Origin of the sequence: Bacillus sp. UMB0728, assembly GCF_002858875.1 — a bacterium.
GTDB classification, from domain to species: Bacteria; Bacillota; Bacilli; order Bacillales; family Cytobacillaceae; genus Bacillus_AB; species Bacillus_AB infantis.
On sequence record NZ_PKLA01000006.1, the window covers coordinates 268810 to 286501 of the forward strand.

Below are 17692 nucleotides of genomic sequence, written 5' to 3' on the forward strand. Positions count from 1 at the left end.
CAGCACGCTTGTATTCTCTCCAGTTAGAAAATAATTACCTTGTAAAGAATTTAGGATCGATTTCATCAATAGCTGAAGTATATGTATAAAAATATTTCATTTCCAGTTTTTCATTATATGTAAGTTCCGTTTGACTATCTTTAATAAAAGTTTTCCAATCATTTTCTATTTCGTTAACTTTCTTTCCGTAAACTTCTTCTACTTTATTTCCCAAGTCTTCTTTGTTATAAATTTTCTCGAATCTTTCTAATCCATACGTATCTACTAAATAAGTGACAAAAGAAGCTGAATGAAGATAGCTCATCCACCTGAGCGTATATTCTTCTTGTTTAGTAAGAGCTGGCCGAAAAAAGGAATCATCCTGATTTTGATCTAGCAACTTCGTAATTGGAATTGTCTTGTCTATATCTAAAAAATATTTCATTATCTTGTGGGCATGTGATTTGATTTTTCCATGCTTATCTTCCATATAAGTAGCAAAACCCTCTTGTGTTAAATAGCCCTTGCTTGAATCATTATCTCCATACCCAAGTAAAGAGTGTGTCAGTTCATGGACAAGCGGATATTGATTTTCCCTAACGGAATATAGTTTAAGTTCAGATCTTAGCCCCCATGAATCCTGATTTCCTGCATTGAGAAATACATTTATTCTTTCGGAAGGGACATAGCCAGAATAAAAGGTATCCTGTATATCATCATAGGCATTAAGAAGCTCTTCTTTTATTGATTCCACTTTTTCTTGTGGAACTTTTATGTTATTAAAAATCTTAAAGGTTAGTTGTCCATCAGATGTAAAAATAGTATTGTCGTCATTTTCTTTCTTCTGTAAATTTTCTTTAGGAACAACTTCATGCTGGGTACAGGCTGTTAATAAGACAATAAATATAAGATAAAAACCTCTAAATTTATCCATCACCATACCTAAAATGTTAATTTTTTCTATTTAATACGAACTTTACCCATAGAAGTTTCATTTCTATTGATAAAATAATTCCGTTACAATATTTATCTGGCTAATTAAAAATTCCTTTTAACCAAACTGCCCCGTTTGTGCATAATCTAATTGGGGCGACATTAAAGGAAAACTACATAAGAGCAATTTTTTTCTTCCCTTCCAGCCATAACAGAGCGAACCTTCCCTTCCCGGACCTGAATTAGGGAATCAGTGACCGGCTGAAAAATAAGCGGAGAAATTCCCCCTAATTTCTTAAAACCTCTAAAAACAGCTCAAATAGACGGAGAAATTCCGCCTATCAACTCAAAAAACAGGCAAATGGGCAACTTTGCTCCGCTTAAACGGAAATTCTCCGCTTATTTATACCCACTCGTGCCATATTTAGCAGCTTAACCGGAAAATTTCCGCTTATTTTAAAGCTTGCTGGCCACTCCATAAGGCGACTTCCTGTTTTTATATCTCCATGTAATCAAATTATCAACAACAGATTTTAACAGAGCTTTTAAAAAATAGAAAAGCACCCGGCAGCCCAGGCGCTTTGTGTTAGTCTTCATCCTTTATATCCCGATCTTCCGGAATCGGTTCATTCAGTACTTCCTCGACCAGCCTTTTATATTTCTCCATCTGTTCCAAATGAGTCTTGAATTGCTCTTTATAAATGAGATACTGCTCGCCGTCAAAAATGGCGCGGATTTTCTTCTGCTGTACAAGCTTTTCGACAGCAGCAGCTGGCATTGACAGATATTCTGCCGTTTCTTCAATAGTTAAATACATGGACTCAGCCCTTCTGTTCTTATGATCTTATTTACAGAATAGCATGTTTTAATGGAAATGAGGAGACTACCGCGCCTTCTCCAGAGCAAGCTTGACCCCGAAACCGATGAGAATGGTCCCGGTCAGCCCTTCGATTGCCTTCTGAGTTTTCGGTTTTTTCATAAAAGAACTAATCTGCTGGATTAAGAGTACATATAAGAAAAACCAGACAGCAGTCAAAATGGTATAGACCGCTCCCATAAGGAGGAATGGGAAAAATGGCGCGGTCCCCTCTTCAACAAACTGCGGCAGAAAGGTCAGGAAAAATACAGCGACCTTCGGATTAAGCAAATTCGTCAGAAAGCCCTGCCTGAAAAACGTTTTCCCTTTTATCAACGGCCCGCTGCTATTATCTTTTTCCTGTCCGCCATTCCTGATTGATAGCAGGCTTTTGATTCCAAGATAGACCAAATAAGCAGCACCGGCATATTTCAATACAGAAAAAAGCATAGCCGACTTGACAATCAGGGCGGAAAGCCCGGCAACCGCAGCAAGTGTATGGATTGCCAGCGCAGAGCATGTGCCTGCCGCCGTTTTGAGTCCGCCCATCCTGCCTGCAGAGAGTGTATTTCTTGTAGCAACCGCTGTATCAGGCCCTGGCAGGATGATCAGAAAAATGCACATCAAAGCAAATAAATAGAAGTTCACCATACGCTTACCCGCTTTCTTTTTATATACCAATTTATACCACCGATATGTGAATGTAAATAAAATTCTGCACAGAAAAAACAGCCAGCATGATGCTGGCTGTTTCGTCTTTATTCAGATTAGAAGCGGCCGCGATCGTCCATACGGTCTGCCATGCTGTCGTCCTGATCGCTGCCCAGATAGGCTGTGCCGGAATCACGGTCATCTTCATCGTAATCATCCGCACCATCCACATGGGCTTTTTCACGCTTGACTGTATCCCTGACAGTCTCTGTATCCTCAACCTTCCGCTTGCCGACAACAAGCTCCTCAGTCACGACAGGTTTCTTCGTAACTTCCAGACGTTCTTCAGTAATGGGAATTCTTATATCGTCATTGTCATCGACAATCGGTCCGGCATCTCCATCAACGGCCTGCCCGTCAACTTTGCGCCGTTCTACATATACTTCATCATGGCTGACATTCACATCAACTGAACGCTCTTCTTCTACAACGTCTTTTTCAACGTGAACCTCACCGGTCTGGACGCGCTCTTTGTCAACCTGCAGGCGCTCCTCACGCAGGCGCAGGCGCTGTTCGTCAGTCAAGTCATCTTCATCAGCATAGCCATTCAATTTATCTGCCTTGACACCCTCTACATCAGCAGAGCCGGTCAATTCATCTGCCTTGACACCCTCTACATAGCCGTCCGGCTCGTCGGTCAGTCTGCCTGTACGCATTCCTGCAGTGTTTGCCATGCCGGCTGTACCTGCTGTATTATTCGGACCGGTTACTGCCCCATAGCCTGTGGCATCAAGGGTCGGAGCAGCAGGGCTCGTAGGGTTTGCTTCATTAGCAAGTGTCCGTTCTCCATAGTATTGATCATAATCCTTATCAACGTACAGCAGAATTTTTCCCGCCTGAATATCACTGTAATAGCGGTCAGCCTCTGCATCTGTCAGTCCCATATTCTGCATTCCTCCGCGGACCTCATCCTCACCAGTCAGGAATGACATAAACTTGTCCAGCCATGAACCGCCGTCTGCATCCGTTCCTTCCACTTCTGCACCGGTTCGCCCTCTTACCATAGAGATATCATCGGCATCCTTCGCAACCGCATAAATATCCGATTCTCCGTAGCCCTGGAGTTTTAAGTCGTCAATCTTCTTGATTGCTTCTTCCTGTGTATCGAATACTCCAATGAACTTTTTGTTGTCATTCATCATGATTACCTCCTGTAAATTTTAGATTTTAATATGCTTTTTAATTACCCGATGGACTCTGCTGGAAACATACAAAAAATGTTCTGCCTCATCCAGCCTTTCCAAGATGTTCTATTATTCAGGTGTAGTTGTTATGTACCCGCACCGCCTGCCCAATAATTTATGGAAATAGAGGAATAATAAACAGATTTTTCCATTACTATTTCCCGCCGAGCCGATTTCATGAATTAAAAAATGGATTATGGTAATTTTAATGAGAGTAAAATAGAAGGAGTTGACGAGATGCGCAATAAAGAAGAATTAAAGCAGGAGATTCTGGACGCTTACCATTTCCGCCACGCAACAAAGGAATTTGATCCAGATAAAAAAATCCCGGAGGATGACTTCCGCTTCATCATGGAAACCGGCCGTCTCTCTCCAAGCTCATTCGGATTTGAGCCTTGGCGCTTTGCTGTCATTGAAAGCCCGGAACTTCGGGAAAAAATCAAAAACGCTTCCTGGGGTGCTTACAGCAAGCTGCCTGATGCGAGCCATTTCGTCGTCATTCTGGCGCGGACCAAAATGGATACTAAGTATGATTCGGATTATTTAAAAGACCAATTCACCAATGTTCTGAATATGCCTTCTGATATACTCGAAAAATACCTTGGCCGGGTTGAGGAATTCCAGAAAGATGATTTCAAGCTTCTTGAAGGAGACCGTCCGCTGTATGACTGGGCTTCCAAGCAGACCTACATCGCCCTTGCTAATATGATGACAGCTGCTGCCCAGATTGGCATCGATTCCTGTCCGATCGAAGGCTTTAATATTGAAAAAATGAATGAACTGCTCCAGGAGGAAGGCATCCTCGAGGACGGCCACTTCGGCATATCCGTCATGGTTGCATTCGGCTACCGTACAAAAGATCCGCGTCCGAAATCAAGAAGGGCTTTCGATGATGTGGTAAAAACATATTAAAAGGGAAAAGGAAGATTCTGCTCTTCCTTTTTTTAATGTAAAAAGGAGAATGCCCCATGGACATTCTCCTTTTCTCTATTAGTTTTCAGCCAGCTTTGGTGCAGTCTTTTCCTGTGAAGATTTTGCTTCAGATGGTTCTTCAGCCGGCTTGGCACGCTTGATGAAGAAGGCAAGCACAAGGGCAACACCAGCAATGAAGGTTGCCACAAGGAAAGCATCATTGATGCCTTCAAGCATAGCCTGCATGCCGATCTGCTGCTCCATTTGGGCAAGCGCAGCTTCTGTCGGCTGGACGCCGGCATTTGACCCTGCCGACTGCTGCAATGCATCAGCAGCAATCTCTTCAGCATGGGTTTTGGTCCGCGTTGACATGATTGTCACAAGCAATGCTGTTCCAATCGCGCCAGATACCTGGTTCAAAGTGTTATTCATCGCTGTTCCGTGCGGATAGTACTGGGCTGGCAGCTGGTTAAGGCCATTAGTTGATACCGGCATCATAACCATGGACATCCCAAGCATACGGACAGAGTAAAGAATGATCAAATTTGTATAAGTTGTATCAAGAGTAAGCTTTGAGAACAGGTAAGTCGTTACTACAGTGATCGCAAGTCCGATGATCGCAAGCACGCGGCCTCCGAATTTATCGAACAAACGGCCGGTAATAGGCGACATGAATGCCATGATGATGGCTCCAGGCAGAAGCAGAAGCCCTGCATCCATAGGCGAGATTCCGCGAAGGGTCTGCACATAGATCGGCAGAAGGATCATCCCTGAGAACAGTGCCATATTGACTACCATTGTAATGGCTGATGATAAAGCAAACATCGGATATTTATAAACCCCGAAGTTCAGCATCGGGCGCTCCTGCTTTGTCTGGCGCAGGATGAAAATAATCAGCGAGATAACACCCACTGTAATGGTTACATACACATGCGGGCTGTCCCAGCCTTTGTCCCCCGCGGAGCTGAACCCGTAAAGGATTCCGCCGAAACCGATGCTGGACAGGATAAGAGACAGCATATCCAGGCGGATGTTCACTTTTTCCTTCTTATCCTTCAGCAGGAAGAATCCGACAAGCAGAACTACAGCCGCAATCGGAGTAATGAAGTGGAACAGCATTCTCCAATCATAGTGCTCAATGATCCAACCTGACAGCGTAGGGCCGATTGCAGGTGCAAACATGAGGATCAGTCCAAATACACCCATTGCCGTTCCCCTTTTTTCAACAGGGAAGCTGATCAGCATAACATTCATCAAAAGCGGCATAAGAATAGCCGAACCTGATGCCTGAAGCATCCTTCCAGCCAGCAATACCGGGAAAATATGCGCAGTTCCGGCCAGCACAGTCCCCGCTGTAAATAAAAGCATGGCTGCAAGGAACAGCCTGCGTACAGAATATTTTTGAATAAGGAAAGCAGTTGTCGGGATTAGAATTCCGTTGACGAGCATGAAGCCGGTTGTCAGCCATTGAACGGTTGATGCGCCGATTTCAAGCTCCTTCATGATAGAAGGCAGCGCGATATTCAAGAGCGTATTATTCAAGAAAGCAATAAAGGCGCCAATCATCAGAACCGCGATCATACCGTACGGCGGCCTGCCTGTATTATTTATTTTTTGTTCCATTTTTTCCTCCTATACTTTAAGTCCAATATATTGGACTCCTGTTTCACAAAACATATCATATACCATCGGTACAAAGATTGCAATCATTAAATTCCGTTGAAATAACTGGATTTGTTTTGGCATAATAAATGGTGTACTATAAAATTTATACAGGCAGTATACTACTTAAAAAAGGTGATTTTATGAATGACAGGAAACAGCATGTGATCAAAATGGCACACCAGCTGTTTATCGATAAAGGCTTCCAGGCCACCAGCATTCAGGATATCCTGGAGTACAGCGGCATCTCCAAAGGAACCTTCTATAATTATTTTCCATCTAAGAATGAACTCCTGATTGAAATGGTCAGAAGCATCTATTCCCAGCTGGAAAAAGAACGCAATGAACTGCTCATTGGCCAGGATCCTGCCGATATAGATATATTCATCCAGCAGATCGAGCTTCAGCTGATAACGAACCGAGCGAATAAGCTGATCGCCCTTTTCGAAGAAGTCTACATCTTAAATGATGAAGACCTGAAGGAATTCATCAAACGCGGACAGCTCCGCATGCTGCGCTGGCTGTATCAGCGGTTCATCGATCTGTTCGGCGAAAGCAAGAAATACTATCTTCTTGACTGCTCGATCATATTTCTCGGGATCCTTAACCAGAACTTGAAATATCACACAATTGCGAATGAAGTGAATGCCAGCATCCACCAGGTGGTACAGTACAGTGTAAAGAGAATTGTGAAAATGGTTGAAGAGGTATCCAGTACAGAAGACCAGCTGTTTCAGCCTGAACTTCTGGATAAATGGGCGCCAGACTGCAGACACCCAAATCCCGGCTTCCAAAAGGATCTCCACCACACGGTCCTAACGCTGAAAAAAGCAATCAACAAAGAAGAGCCTAAATATGTGGAGCTTCTTGATTTTATACAGGAAGAGCTTCTAAGATCCAAGAATCCGAGAAGGTTTTTGATTGAGAGCACATTGGCAACCATTAAGGCAAGTGGCTTATTCAAACTGATGGATACCGACAAACTTGAACAGCTTATTTCGGCATTTTTTGACCAGATCAAGGAACCGGCATAAGCCAGAAACCCGCTGTAATTGCAGCGGGTTTTATGATTGGATTAAAACATGCTTAAACTGTAATTCTTCGACAGCAGTTCCAAAAGCCGGATCCCTGCAATACTGTTTCCCCTCTCATCAAGGGCCGGCCCGAAGATGCCAATGCCAAAACGGCCAGGGACCGCACCCATGATCCCTCCTGAAACACCGCTTTTCGCCGGGATCCCGATTTTGATCGCAAATTCGCCTGAAGCATTGTACATGCCGCAGGTTACCATAAAGGTCTTGCAGATCCGCGCGATGTCCCTAGGCATGATTTCCCCGCCTGTCCGCGGGTCTTTTCCATCCAGTGCAAAAACAAGGCCAATCCTCGCCAGGTTCAGGCAGTTCATTTCAATAGCACACTGCCTCGTATATAAGTCGAGCAGATCTTCTACATCTTCCTGGATAACATCATGCTGCTTCAGGAAATAGCAAAGCGCCCTGTTCAGGTCGGCTGTCCTCAATTCGGACTCTGCTACTTCCCGGCAGTAGCCGATCGTTTCATCATCTGCGAGCCGCCGGACGAAACCAAGAAGCTTTTCGAAACGTTCATCAGGAGAACTTCCTTCCACCATGTGTGTAACGACAAGCGCCCCTGCATTAATCATGGGATTCAGGGGTTTGGCAGGCGCCATGGTCTCAAGCTTGGCAATCGAGTTGAACGGATCGCCCGTCGGCTCCATCCCCACACGGTCGAACACATAACCAGGGCCCCTTTCCATTAAAACATAGGCCAGGCTGATTACTTTTGACACACTTTGAAGCGTAATCTTTTCCTCAACATCACCGGCAGAGACGCATTCGCCGCCAGGATATTGGATCGCAATGGATAAATCCCCCGGATCCGCCTTACCAAGCGCAGGGATATAATCGGCCACCCTTCCGTGCACCGTCTCCTTCCGCGCTTCCTCAACCAGTTTTTTTAATTCATCACTAGAACGGCATGCCATTTTCATCACCCGTTTTAGTATTGGTCAGAGTGTTTGGAAGTATGTGAAAAGGCAGCCTGGTTGGGGCTGCCTCAGTTTTATGGATTATTGATCTTTTAGGGTGATTTTTGCCACTGCTTCACAATGCATCGTCTGCGGGAACATATCAACCGGCTGGACTTCCTCTGTCTTATACCCGCCGTCTTCAAGGATCCGCAAATCGCGGGCAAGCGTGGCAGGATTGCAGGAAACATAGACCACTTTTTTCGGCTTCATGCTTAGAATCGTCTGCAGCAAGGCTTCATCACAGCCTTTGCGCGGCGGATCTACAACCAGGACATCCGCCTGGTTTCCTTCCTTATACCAATCAGGGATGACCTTTTCCGCTTCCCCAACCGCAAACTCCGCATTTGTTATCCCGTTAAGAGCCGCATTGCGTTTGGCATCCTCAATTGCCTCAGGCACGATTTCCACTCCAAAGACCTTCTTTGCCTTTTGAGCGAGAAAAAGAGAAATAGTGCCGATTCCGCAATAAGCATCTATGACGCTTTCTTCGCCTGACAGATCTGCATATTCAAGCGCCTTCTCGTAAAGCACCTTCGTCTGCTCCGGATTGACCTGGTAAAAAGAGCGGGCTGAGATGGCGAACTTGATATCGCCAATATAATCGTAGATCACTTCTTCGCCCCAGATGACACGGGTGACGTCTCCAAAGATCACATTCGTTTTCTTCGGGTTCACATTATGGACGATCGACTTGATTCCTTTTATGCTCGCTGCAATTTCCTCGGTGATCTTTTTCCGGTTCGGAAGCTCATTGGTCCTTGTAATCAGCACGACCATCACTTCTCCGGTTACAAGTCCATGCCGCGCCATGATGTGGCGGAGCTCACCTTTATGGCGCCCTTCATCATAAGCCCTGACTCCATACTTGGCGCAGATCTCTTTGACTGTCTGGACGACTTCATCATTTTTTTCCTGCTGGATCAGACACTCTTTCATATCGATGATCTGGTGGGATCGCTGCTGGTAGAAGCCGCCGATCAGACCGCCTTCATGCTCGCCTATCGGCACCTGTGCCTTATTCCGGTATCTCCACGGCTCACTCATCCCGAGAACCGGATGAACCTTCACGTCCTCAAGCTTTCCGATCCTTGTAAGCACATCACGCACCTGCTTTTCCTTTGCCAGCATCTGGCCCTGATAGCTGAGATGCTGCAGCTGGCAGCCGCCGCACTCCTTATAAATCGGGCAGGGAGCAACGACACGGTGCGGGCTCTCTTCATAAATCTCCATCAAACGCCCAAACCCGTACCCTTTATTCACCTTCGTCACCTTCACCTGTGCCCTCTCGCCCGGCAGGCCATTCGGCACAAACAGCGGATAGCCATCCACCTTCGCGACTCCTGCCCCATCATGCGTCAAATCTTCAAACATTACATCTATATAATCATTCTTCTGAACTGGAACAGTACCCTTCATCACGTTCGTCCTTTGCTGTGTTAATTTCCGTGGCTCTATTGACTAGCAAGATTGTACCACAAAGGGTGGGGGAAAGCGAAGGTGGTGGAGATTTTGGGGAGAGTGGGGTTAGCAGTGAGCTGGGCTGGGTTTGGGGGATAGGCGGAATGGAGTTGCTAATATATTGAAGGAGTTGCTAATAAAATCGGAAAGTTGCTAGTATATGGGGAAAGTTGCTAATAAAACGGAAAACTTGCTAATAAACTTGAAAAGTTGCTAATAACCGGAATGTGCGGCCTGCTTGCAGAGTCCCCCGATCTAAGGACAGTCGCAAATATATGCCGAAAGTCACAAATATTATTGAAAACTCGCAAATAAAAATCATATCCCGCAAATAAATCCCAAAACTCGCAAATAACCGCCTCCCCTGCCACATTCTCACTAGCTGAAACCAACCGCATGCACATGAAAAACACACAAAATTTCCCCACCCTTGATACAGCAGCAAAGTAAACCTTTTCATCTCCAAATCGCGTCAAAACTGGGGATTTTGTCAAAACTTTTTTGTTTTAAAACATGAACAAAGGCGATATGATGGTAATATTCTATTTGGCGAAGGGGTGTGAGAAGATGAGAAAGGCGAGAGCTGTTTCAGCGCTGCTTTTAATGACAATCCTGTCATTTTTGTTCGTTCATTATCAGCCAATCCATCAGGATCACCAGCCCGTCCATGAAAGCAAGGCAGCCCTTCTCGGAGAAACCGGGGAATCATTCCAGCTGACTGCCGATGAAAAGCACGAACCTTCCGCATTACCCGGCAGTTCCGCTGTTATCCTGCTGGCAGCTATCATGGTATTCCTGGCTGTACGCCATCTTGCTTTCGCACTTCATCATTTTTTCCTGAAAAGCGTCTTTTATCAGTCCAACTATGTGGACCGTTCTCCTGTATTGTTCAGCTAAAGCTAAACAAACAATAAGGAGGACAATATTATGTGGATTCGATTCTTAATGATCGGCGCTTTTTCATTAACGGCGTCTACTCTGTTTCTGTATCAGGGAATGGAGATCTACCACGCAATTACTGATTTGATTAAGCATAAAGCATAAATAAATGAGACAAGGCGCGGGAGCATTTCCGCGCCTTAACAAAAAAAACAGGGAAGAGACACCAGCTCTCTTCCCTGTTTCTTATTCCTCCACTGTTTCGTAAGGCCGGTCTTCCTTGCGGATCTTATCAATCGGCACGAACACTTCAAGATGGCGGTAAAGATTGACGAATTCAGCTGGAAGCAGTCCGCCGAATTCTCCATCCAGGTTCAGCTGGACTTTTTCTTTGGAGGTAACTTTTATCCGGTTGGCCTGTGTATAGATGACATGGGGATCATGGATATGCTCTCCTCTTACTGCCATGGATGCAATCCGGATGAAATCGGCGAGATTCGTCTTTTTCAGGATGAGCAAGGAAAACAGCCCGTCATTGATCGACGCATCCGGGGCCAGGCGTTCAAAGCCCCCCACCGAGTTGGTGAGCCCAACCAAAAAGAGCATGGCTTCACCTTCATACAGCTTCCCATCGTATTCAATGCTGACTTCCGTGGATTTGATCGAAGGAAGCATTTCAATGCCCTTCAGATAATAGGCCAGCTGCCCCAGCATGGTTTTCAGCTTGCTCGGCACTTCATACGTAAGCTCGGTCAGCCTTCCGCCCCCGGCTATATTAATAAAATATTTATCATTGAACCGGCCGATATCAACAGGAATCGTATCGCCCTGTATGATGATATCAACTGCAGCCTGTACATCTCGGGGAATATGGACCGCACGGGCAAAGTCATTGGTTGTGCCGCACGGAATGATGCCAAGCTTCGGCCGGTACTCCTGCTCGGCCATCCCATTGACCACTTCATTGATCGTTCCGTCTCCCCCGGCTGCTATGACCAAATCATATTTCCGTTCCACTGCTACACGTGCCGCCTTAGTGGCATCACCCTCACAGGTTGTAGCATGGCACGAGGTTTCATAGCCCGCTTCCTCCAGCTTCTGCAGCACCTCTGCCAGATTCTTCTTGAAAATTTCCCGTCCAGAGGTTGGATTATAAATGATTCTTGCTCTTTTCATACCCATCATCCTATTAATAAAATTGACGCTCAATTCAAAACTGTCCATTACTTTTTCCTTAATATAGGAAATAAGCTTCCTTCATAATTTTAACACCATACAGTTTGAAAAGCATAATTTTACCCTTAATTTTTTCGATTATGCACCTTGGCATTATACCCCTTTTGGAGATAATTATCCTCTCTCTGCATCAGCTGCTGAAAAAATAAAAAACCTGCCGGCGGCAGATTTTCGGGGATATTCCGGTGAGGTAATTCTCAGCCTCATCCACTCTTAATATACGACATCATAAACTGCTTAAACGTCTGAAAAACTTTATCTGAAGGAAAATCTTCAAAGAGGATGCGCTGGATATTCGTTCCGTCAACCACCACCCAGAACATATTGGCAATAAGGCGGGAATCTGTTTCAGCTGCAAACTCTCCCGATTTCTTGCCCTCTTCCACAATTTTGAGGATGAGGTTAATGAAGAATTGATTGCCGCGCTGTTTCAGCACTCTGCTGATCTCTTCATTCCGCGAAGAATGAAGTGTAAATTCATAATGGACGACGATGTAATCTTTCATGTCTTTATCCGGCCTTGAGCGGCTGTAGCGGTCAAAAAGATAAGAAAGCCTGGCACCGGCGGAATCAAGTGCCTCGATTTCCTTCAGGAGGCGGTCATTAGCTTCCTCCGTCTGCTCCATCATAAGGGTGATATAAATATCATCCTTGCTTTTAAAATAGTTGTAGATGGCACCCTTGCTGATGCCTGATTCTGCAACGATGTCGTCGATGGATGCAGCCTGGAAGCCTTTCCTGGCGAAGCATCTCAGCGCACTGGCCAAAATCTCCTTCTTCTTATTCCGTTTATACTCCTCTGATACAATCGGAGGCACTCAATTCCCCTCCCTGTTTGTGCTCATAGGACGGAACTCATGCCTGAGAATGCCCATGATCAGATTGTCGTAGTGGACTCCATTCCAAAGCAGTTCTCCCCTGAAAGCCCCTTCCTTTACAAATCCCAGTTTTTCATAAGCCCTGATGGCCCGGCTGTTATACTCATACACATTGAGATACACGCGGTAAAGGCTGAGCACTTCAAAGGCATATTGAAGCAGAAGCGAAATAGCCTCCGTTCCAAGCCCCTTTCCGTAATGCTCTTTTTTATAAAGAGCAATTCTGAGGCTGGCATTTTTATTGATATAATCAATTTCCGTCAGAGCCAGATTCCCTATCGCAGCTCCTGTCTCTTTGTCTGTTATGACAAGATCGATCCGTGATTTGTCTTCAGCAAAGTTCTTATAGGCTTTTTCAAGGCTGTCTTCTGTAAAAAAGGTCTGTGTCCCTGTAAGCTTCCTGAACTCAGGATCGAGGAGGGCCTGATAAATATGGGTGCTGTCTCCTTCTCTAAAAGGCCGCAGACTGACCCGGTTTCCTGTAAAATAGTTTTCCATCACGCAAAATCCTTTCTATCCGCAGCTTTTTGCACGCTTCTCCATCAGCACTGCAAAAAGTTCCCCATGCTCTTTGGTAATAACAGCATCTTCACCTATCAGCCCCTCTTTCACCAGTTCTGTTCTGATTCTATCTAAGAACAGCTCCTTAATCGCACCTGACCGGCAAGGCTGGATATGCCCGGAAAGCTCCCATATCCATTCTTCCATATGGATGCTCTTGCTCGTTTTCTTCATCTCGCTTGAGATTCTTCTTCTGCTCATCTTTCTCACCCGCTTTTCTTAAAACAACCGCATTGTGTTTCCCTGTTTCCCCATTAAATAAACCAATTAGTTTATTTAATTATAAGGATATATATCTAAAAATTCAAACATTTTATCTTTTACTTGATTAAAATGCATAGAGTCCTGATTTGGCGCTCTTTGCTTTCCGGATCTCCCTGAATGCCTTCTGCTTTTCTTGACGAAACTTCTCTCCTTTTTTAACGTATAAAAAGAAAAAGGCAGATGGAGGTTTATATGAAGAAAAAGAAGCTGAACTTCAAAAACAAAAAAATTAAAAGGCCGCAGTCTGTCCTGGAATGGCTGACTGCAATCTCTGGCATTGGAAGCCTTTTCTTTTTGATTTGTTCGCTCATTCTTTGGGGTGTGTCCGGATTGATTAACGATTTCCTCTGGTCGGAGGTACTCAGCTTAATTATTGCTGTCTCTATATGCCTTTGCGCAGGCCTTGCTTTCCTGGCTTTAGTATGGACTGCAGAAAGCTGGTCGGGGGGAATTATTATCTCTCTTTTTACCATAGTCTTCCTCGCATCCGGGGGATATTTCATACACGAAGCCCATCTGCTCTACAAGGATAAGGATGCCTATGAAAATAAAGAGTTCCTGTTTGTAGAAGGTGTTCCAGATGAGGCAGAGTACGATGATCCCGAAACAGGCACCGAGTTTGTAATGGAGCTTATTTTTGATGATTTGATGGTGGACGTGTATTCCATGGATATCAGCCGAAGCTATTATGAAGAACGGCTGGAGGGAAGGAAGCTGAAGATCGCCTACCTCCCAAACAGCCATTATGCGGTAAGATGGTGGATTTTAGAAGAGCAGCAGGCCTTATTCTCTAAACAGCTCTTTGAATCGGCGGGCAGCCTCTTCCTGCTCCCCTCTGTTTGAATCGGGGGCGTATTCCCAGCCCTTTTCCTTAATCAGTTCACTGTATCTTTCCTGTATCCCTGTCTGCTGAAGTGCCATCTGTATGTGAATGCGGCGGACATTCGGGGTTTTCATATCAAGTGCCGAGCTGAAATTGGTGCCGGCCATCGACTTTGCCGTGTTTCTCGCTTCCAGGGCGATTTCCTGATCGCTCAACCTGCCCTCTGTATCAGTACATACCATTTCTAATGGTTTCAGTTCCTGAAGGGCGGCTGCAGTCACTCCTTCATTTGTCTCTGGATTCATCAGCTTGATCATCACATGTACATGGTTTTTCATCACCACAGCCTGTTCATACAGTATTTGTTTGAGCCTCTCATCCTCCGCCAGGCAAAAATACAGCTCCAGCTTTCCAAGGACACCTTTATGCACCATTAAATGCTCTGACATCAGCCCAAGATCTATCGCTTTTATAATCATTCCAATCCCCCCCATTGTGTATATATTTATATATTGAAAAGATATCCCATTCATGAACAAAAAAAGGCAGCCCGCTTTCGAAGCAGGCTGCTGTATGTTATCCAATTATGATTTTTTCCTTCGGATAATGATATCTTTCCTTGTTCGGGGTTCCCCTGATCAGGAACAGGAAGGACAGAATGCCGATCCGCCCGATGAACATCAGCAGGATGATGATGATTTTCCCTGCATCCGTCAGATCCGCTGTAATTCCCATGGAAAGGCCGGTTGTCCCGAATGCAGAAGCCACCTCAAAGGCAATCTGCAGAAAGGTGAACTTCGGATCAGTGAAGGTGAGCAGGATGACTGCCAGGCTGCAAATCAGGATAGCGGTTGCGAACACAATGTAAGATTTGATTACATCCTCCTGCATGATTTCCTTTTTAAACACTTTGATATGCGTATTGCCCTTGGCATATGTGTAGATGCTCAGCACCATGATAGCGAAGGTGGTTGTCCTGATTCCTCCGCCGACACTGCTGGGAGAGGCGCCGATAAACATCAGGATAGAGATAAAGAACAAGGTTGGCTCTGAAAAATCGCTGATATTCATGGTTGCGAGCCCCCCATTCCGGGTTGATACAGATTGGAACAGCGCGTAGAAGAAGGATTCATGCCACGATTTATCAGCAAAGAAATGATTATATTCAAAAAGGCAGATAAACGCAGTACCCAGTACAACCAGCAGAAAGAAGGTCACGGTCGTAACTTTGGTAAAAAGGGTGAACTTATACGGAATCGTACCGCGATGCCGTATAAATTCTCGTATCTCAATCAATACAGGAAAGCCGATGGCCCCGACGATCAGCAGGATGATGTTAATGAGCTGCACAAAATAATCATCAGCAAACGGGATCAGGGACTGCCCTGTAATATCGAAACCCGCATTGGTCGTTGCACTGACAGAGGCAAAGAATCCCTGAAGGAACGCCTCCTGCCAGGTAGGAAAATACCTCAGGAAATGAAAGCCAAGAATGATGGCGCCAATTAATTCAATGGTTATAAAGATAACAAGAATACGCCTGATAAGCACGACCAGTCCAGCAAGATTGTACTGATTCTGATCGGTCATGATCAGCTTCCTTTTTCTTAACCCGATTTTCTTTCCAACAAGCAGCCAGAAAAAAGTGCCAAGCGTCATAATCCCTATTCCGCCGAACTGCAGGATAAAAGCAAAGATAAAAGTGCCTGGCACACTGAGGATCTCGCTGACATTCACAGTGGAGAGGCCCGTGACGCTGATGGCGCTGACTGAAGTAAAAAAAGCATCTATAAAGGACAGTTCAACGCCTTCCTTCAGGGTGATCGGCAGCTCCAGCAGTACAGCCGAAAGAATAACAGCAAATAAGTAGAACAGAACAATCAGCTGCGCGGAAGATAACCGCTCCAGGACTTTTTCAATAAATGTCTTCATATTTCACCAACGTTATGTAAGAGTATGAGTCTTTTCAGTATACCCAATTTTCACCCTGCTGTTAATTCCTGCCTTGTTAAGGTTCCCGTAAGGTTCTGTTCACAGCGCTGAAATTTCCGGCCTGTATACTTGGGAAAAAGACATTATGGGAGGAAATAAGATCATGCACCATTTATTACTCGCAGCACTCATTATTCTGGCGGTTGCGTCCAGCTATATTTTCCGCGACGGGCTGACAGACCGCTCTTTAATGGTTTCGAGCATCCTTGTTATCCTGAATATCGGCATGTACATGAGGGCAAAGGCTAAAAAAGAAGAAACAATCAAAAGCAGTTCCGCACAAGAAGTATAAGGATAACAAAAAGATGCAGGGCCCAATCGGCCTTGCATCTTATTCTGCAGCTGTATTCAAACTCACACTATAGCTGCCGGAAATGCTGATCCGGTGCTCTCCGCTGCCAGACTGGTAGGTTGCATCCTTTCCGCCGCTGCCGGAATCTGCATATCCCTCTTCAGCAGAGGGCTTTTCTTCTTTTGTCACCTTCCAGTCTCCCTCGCTGCCCTGAAGATCCTTTATATCAAAGGCATTTACCTTCAGGCTGCTTTCTTCCTGGATATAAAGGGAGACATGGGATACCTGTTCAACACTCCAGTCGCTCATCAGCTCCCTCGGCTTCATGGTCACCGTGTTGCCGCTTCCTGTCACTTCAAGCTTCACACCTTTAGGAATAAGGAGCGTGGCATCTGTGGAGGCGTATCGTTCAAACGGCCCCGCTGTTTCATTCGGGAGCTCTTTGACCGTGATATAGAGCGAGTCGCCGTTCCGGTGGGAACTGACATAATCTGAGGGCTTTGAAACCAGTTTTTCGTTTTTGCCAGTCATTGCCCTGTAGGTGCCAAACATGGAAACGTCTTTCCCGGAAGCACCTTCAATAGTAATCGGGGAATTTCCGGTCTGGACAATAACCCTCTTAATGCTTCCATCCAGCTTTTCGGTGAACTCAGGCAGATCCATAGTCCGTTCTTCCCTGCTCACCACATCATCCAATTTATCCAGAATGCCCGTTGAGCTGACTGCCGCAAATCCGATGCCGGCCGTGCCGAGAATGCCGACAAAGAGAATGCTGAGAAAATCATATTTCAAATAAGGCTTTTCCTGTTTGGAAAAAAGCAGGAAAAGCAGGATTTCCGCTCCCAGGATTACGAGGATGATCGGCCACCATGACATCATGGCATAGCCGAAATCCATATCAAGCATACGCGAAAGCAGCAGGAAAACCCCAAGGAAAAGCAGTGCCGCCCCCATGGAAAATGTACCAACACGCCATGTCCTCATTCCTTCATTCCGCCCTTCATTTTTCTCATCCATGCCCA

The 17692-nt window shown here is 45.4% G+C and carries 19 protein-coding genes; 5 read left to right on the forward strand and 14 right to left on the reverse strand.

Annotated features, from left to right (window positions below):
• Positions 1-34 precede the first annotated feature (34 nt).
• The 4 genes from CYJ37_RS22875 to CYJ37_RS22890 form a co-directional block, all read right to left on the reverse strand.
• Positions 35-913: a hypothetical protein gene (locus CYJ37_RS22875; protein ID WP_101552085.1), complete on the reverse strand. Its 879-nt coding sequence runs from the start codon at positions 911-913 to the stop codon at positions 35-37.
• 585 nt (positions 914-1498) lie between these two features.
• Positions 1499-1729, reverse strand: a complete 231-nt coding sequence (locus CYJ37_RS22880; protein WP_009792498.1) for an excisionase family DNA-binding protein — start codon at positions 1727-1729, stop codon at positions 1499-1501.
• Positions 1730-1795: 66 nt separating this feature from the next.
• Positions 1796-2419 (reverse strand): LysE family translocator, encoded by a 624-nt coding sequence (locus CYJ37_RS22885; RefSeq protein WP_009792499.1) that lies wholly within the window; start codon positions 2417-2419, stop codon positions 1796-1798.
• Positions 2420-2535: 116 nt separating this feature from the next.
• Positions 2536-3621 (reverse strand): YsnF/AvaK domain-containing protein, encoded by a 1086-nt coding sequence (locus tag CYJ37_RS22890; RefSeq protein WP_009792500.1) that lies wholly within the window; start codon positions 3619-3621, stop codon positions 2536-2538.
• Positions 3622-3900: 279 nt separating this feature from the next.
• Between CYJ37_RS22890 and CYJ37_RS22895 the strand changes: the two genes are divergently transcribed.
• Positions 3901-4575 carry an NAD(P)H-dependent oxidoreductase gene (locus CYJ37_RS22895; RefSeq protein ID WP_009792501.1) on the forward strand — a complete coding sequence of 225 codons (675 nt, stop codon included), beginning with the start codon at positions 3901-3903 and terminating at the stop codon, positions 4573-4575.
• A 78-nt stretch (positions 4576-4653) separates the two neighbouring features.
• On the opposite strand, the gene CYJ37_RS22900 is transcribed toward CYJ37_RS22895, so the two are convergent.
• A complete protein-coding gene (locus tag CYJ37_RS22900) occupies positions 4654-6198 on the reverse strand; it encodes a DHA2 family efflux MFS transporter permease subunit (protein WP_009792502.1) in 1545 nt (514 codons plus the stop codon).
• A gap of 182 nt (positions 6199-6380) precedes the next feature.
• Between CYJ37_RS22900 and CYJ37_RS22905 the strand changes: the two genes are divergently transcribed.
• The gene (locus CYJ37_RS22905) at positions 6381-7271 is read left to right on the forward strand and encodes a TetR/AcrR family transcriptional regulator (RefSeq protein ID WP_101552087.1); all 891 of its coding nucleotides are present in this window, start codon (positions 6381-6383) and stop codon (positions 7269-7271) included.
• Between the two features lie 41 nt (positions 7272-7312).
• Here CYJ37_RS22905 and glsA read toward each other — a convergent pair whose 3' ends face one another.
• Both glsA and rlmD read right to left on the reverse strand, forming a co-directional pair.
• The gene (gene glsA / locus CYJ37_RS22910; RefSeq protein ID WP_009792504.1) at positions 7313-8242 is read right to left on the reverse strand and encodes a glutaminase A; all 930 of its coding nucleotides are present in this window, start codon (positions 8240-8242) and stop codon (positions 7313-7315) included.
• An 84-nt stretch (positions 8243-8326) separates the two neighbouring features.
• Positions 8327-9703, reverse strand: a complete 1377-nt coding sequence (gene rlmD / locus CYJ37_RS22915; RefSeq protein WP_009792505.1) for a 23S rRNA (uracil(1939)-C(5))-methyltransferase RlmD — start codon at positions 9701-9703, stop codon at positions 8327-8329.
• Between the two features lie 609 nt (positions 9704-10312).
• Here rlmD and CYJ37_RS22920 point away from each other — a divergent pair.
• A complete protein-coding gene (locus CYJ37_RS22920) occupies positions 10313-10642 on the forward strand; it encodes a hypothetical protein (RefSeq protein WP_094769568.1) in 330 nt (109 codons plus the stop codon).
• 228 nt (positions 10643-10870) lie between these two features.
• On the opposite strand, the gene CYJ37_RS22925 is transcribed toward CYJ37_RS22920, so the two are convergent.
• The 4 genes from CYJ37_RS22925 to CYJ37_RS22940 form a co-directional block, all read right to left on the reverse strand.
• Complete coding sequence (locus CYJ37_RS22925; protein ID WP_022543268.1) at positions 10871-11800, reverse strand: diacylglycerol kinase; 930 nt, start codon at positions 11798-11800, stop codon at positions 10871-10873.
• Positions 11801-12063: 263 nt separating this feature from the next.
• The gene (locus CYJ37_RS22930) at positions 12064-12678 is read right to left on the reverse strand and encodes a TetR/AcrR family transcriptional regulator (protein ID WP_101552088.1); all 615 of its coding nucleotides are present in this window, start codon (positions 12676-12678) and stop codon (positions 12064-12066) included.
• Entirely contained in the window at positions 12679-13236 is a 558-nt protein-coding gene (locus CYJ37_RS22935; RefSeq protein ID WP_101552090.1) for a GNAT family N-acetyltransferase, read from the reverse strand.
• A 15-nt stretch (positions 13237-13251) separates the two neighbouring features.
• Entirely contained in the window at positions 13252-13500 is a 249-nt protein-coding gene (locus CYJ37_RS22940) for a hypothetical protein (protein ID WP_009792511.1), read from the reverse strand.
• Positions 13501-13755: 255 nt separating this feature from the next.
• Here CYJ37_RS22940 and CYJ37_RS22945 point away from each other — a divergent pair, with 255 nt between their 5' ends.
• Positions 13756-14406 (forward strand): hypothetical protein, encoded by a 651-nt coding sequence (locus CYJ37_RS22945; protein ID WP_101552092.1) that lies wholly within the window; start codon positions 13756-13758, stop codon positions 14404-14406.
• Here CYJ37_RS22945 and CYJ37_RS22950 read toward each other — a convergent pair.
• The gene (locus CYJ37_RS22950; protein ID WP_165352690.1) at positions 14347-14865 is read right to left on the reverse strand and encodes a spore coat protein; all 519 of its coding nucleotides are present in this window, start codon (positions 14863-14865) and stop codon (positions 14347-14349) included. The genes CYJ37_RS22945 and CYJ37_RS22950 overlap by 60 nt on opposite strands.
• Positions 14866-14962: 97 nt before the next feature.
• Entirely contained in the window at positions 14963-16318 is a 1356-nt protein-coding gene (locus tag CYJ37_RS22955) for a TrkH family potassium uptake protein (protein WP_009792514.1), read from the reverse strand.
• Between the two features lie 163 nt (positions 16319-16481).
• Between CYJ37_RS22955 and CYJ37_RS22960 the strand changes: the two genes are divergently transcribed.
• Positions 16482-16670, forward strand: coding sequence for a hypothetical protein (locus tag CYJ37_RS22960; RefSeq protein WP_142385296.1), 189 nt, complete (start codon positions 16482-16484; stop codon positions 16668-16670).
• 39 nt (positions 16671-16709) lie between these two features.
• Here the strand turns inward: CYJ37_RS22960 and CYJ37_RS22965 are convergent, their stop codons facing one another.
• Complete coding sequence (locus CYJ37_RS22965; protein ID WP_248138506.1) at positions 16710-17687, reverse strand: LiaI-LiaF-like domain-containing protein; 978 nt, start codon at positions 17685-17687, stop codon at positions 16710-16712.
• Positions 17688-17692 lie beyond the last annotated feature (5 nt).

Excerpts from the sequence above, each read along its gene's own strand:
- CYJ37_RS22875 (WP_101552085.1), bottom strand. The coding sequence starts at position 913 with ATGGATAAATTTAGAGGTTTTTATCTTATATTTATTGTCTTATTAACA.
- CYJ37_RS22880 (WP_009792498.1), bottom strand. The coding sequence starts at position 1,729 with ATGTATTTAACTATTGAAGAAACGGCAGAATATCTGTCAATGCCAGCT.
- CYJ37_RS22885 (WP_009792499.1), bottom strand. The coding sequence starts at position 2,419 with ATGGTGAACTTCTATTTATTTGCTTTGATGTGCATTTTTCTGATCATC.
- CYJ37_RS22890 (WP_009792500.1), bottom strand. The coding sequence starts at position 3,621 with ATGATGAATGACAACAAAAAGTTCATTGGAGTATTCGATACACAGGAA.
- CYJ37_RS22895 (WP_009792501.1), top strand. The coding sequence starts at position 3,901 with ATGCGCAATAAAGAAGAATTAAAGCAGGAGATTCTGGACGCTTACCAT.
- CYJ37_RS22900 (WP_009792502.1), bottom strand. The coding sequence starts at position 6,198 with ATGGAACAAAAAATAAATAATACAGGCAGGCCGCCGTACGGTATGATC.
- CYJ37_RS22905 (WP_101552087.1), top strand. The coding sequence starts at position 6,381 with ATGAATGACAGGAAACAGCATGTGATCAAAATGGCACACCAGCTGTTT.
- glsA (WP_009792504.1), bottom strand. The coding sequence starts at position 8,242 with ATGGCATGCCGTTCTAGTGATGAATTAAAAAAACTGGTTGAGGAAGCG.
- rlmD (WP_009792505.1), bottom strand. The coding sequence starts at position 9,703 with ATGAAGGGTACTGTTCCAGTTCAGAAGAATGATTATATAGATGTAATG.
- CYJ37_RS22920 (WP_094769568.1), top strand. The coding sequence starts at position 10,313 with ATGAGAAAGGCGAGAGCTGTTTCAGCGCTGCTTTTAATGACAATCCTG.
- CYJ37_RS22925 (WP_022543268.1), bottom strand. The coding sequence starts at position 11,800 with ATGAAAAGAGCAAGAATCATTTATAATCCAACCTCTGGACGGGAAATT.
- CYJ37_RS22935 (WP_101552090.1), bottom strand. The coding sequence starts at position 13,236 with ATGGAAAACTATTTTACAGGAAACCGGGTCAGTCTGCGGCCTTTTAGA.
- CYJ37_RS22940 (WP_009792511.1), bottom strand. The coding sequence starts at position 13,500 with ATGAGCAGAAGAAGAATCTCAAGCGAGATGAAGAAAACGAGCAAGAGC.
- CYJ37_RS22945 (WP_101552092.1), top strand. The coding sequence starts at position 13,756 with ATGAAGAAAAAGAAGCTGAACTTCAAAAACAAAAAAATTAAAAGGCCG.
- CYJ37_RS22950 (WP_165352690.1), bottom strand. The coding sequence starts at position 14,865 with ATGATTATAAAAGCGATAGATCTTGGGCTGATGTCAGAGCATTTAATG.
- CYJ37_RS22955 (WP_009792514.1), bottom strand. The coding sequence starts at position 16,318 with ATGAAGACATTTATTGAAAAAGTCCTGGAGCGGTTATCTTCCGCGCAG.
- CYJ37_RS22960 (WP_142385296.1), top strand. The coding sequence starts at position 16,482 with ATGCACCATTTATTACTCGCAGCACTCATTATTCTGGCGGTTGCGTCC.
- CYJ37_RS22965 (WP_248138506.1), bottom strand. The coding sequence starts at position 17,687 with ATGGATGAGAAAAATGAAGGGCGGAATGAAGGAATGAGGACATGGCGT.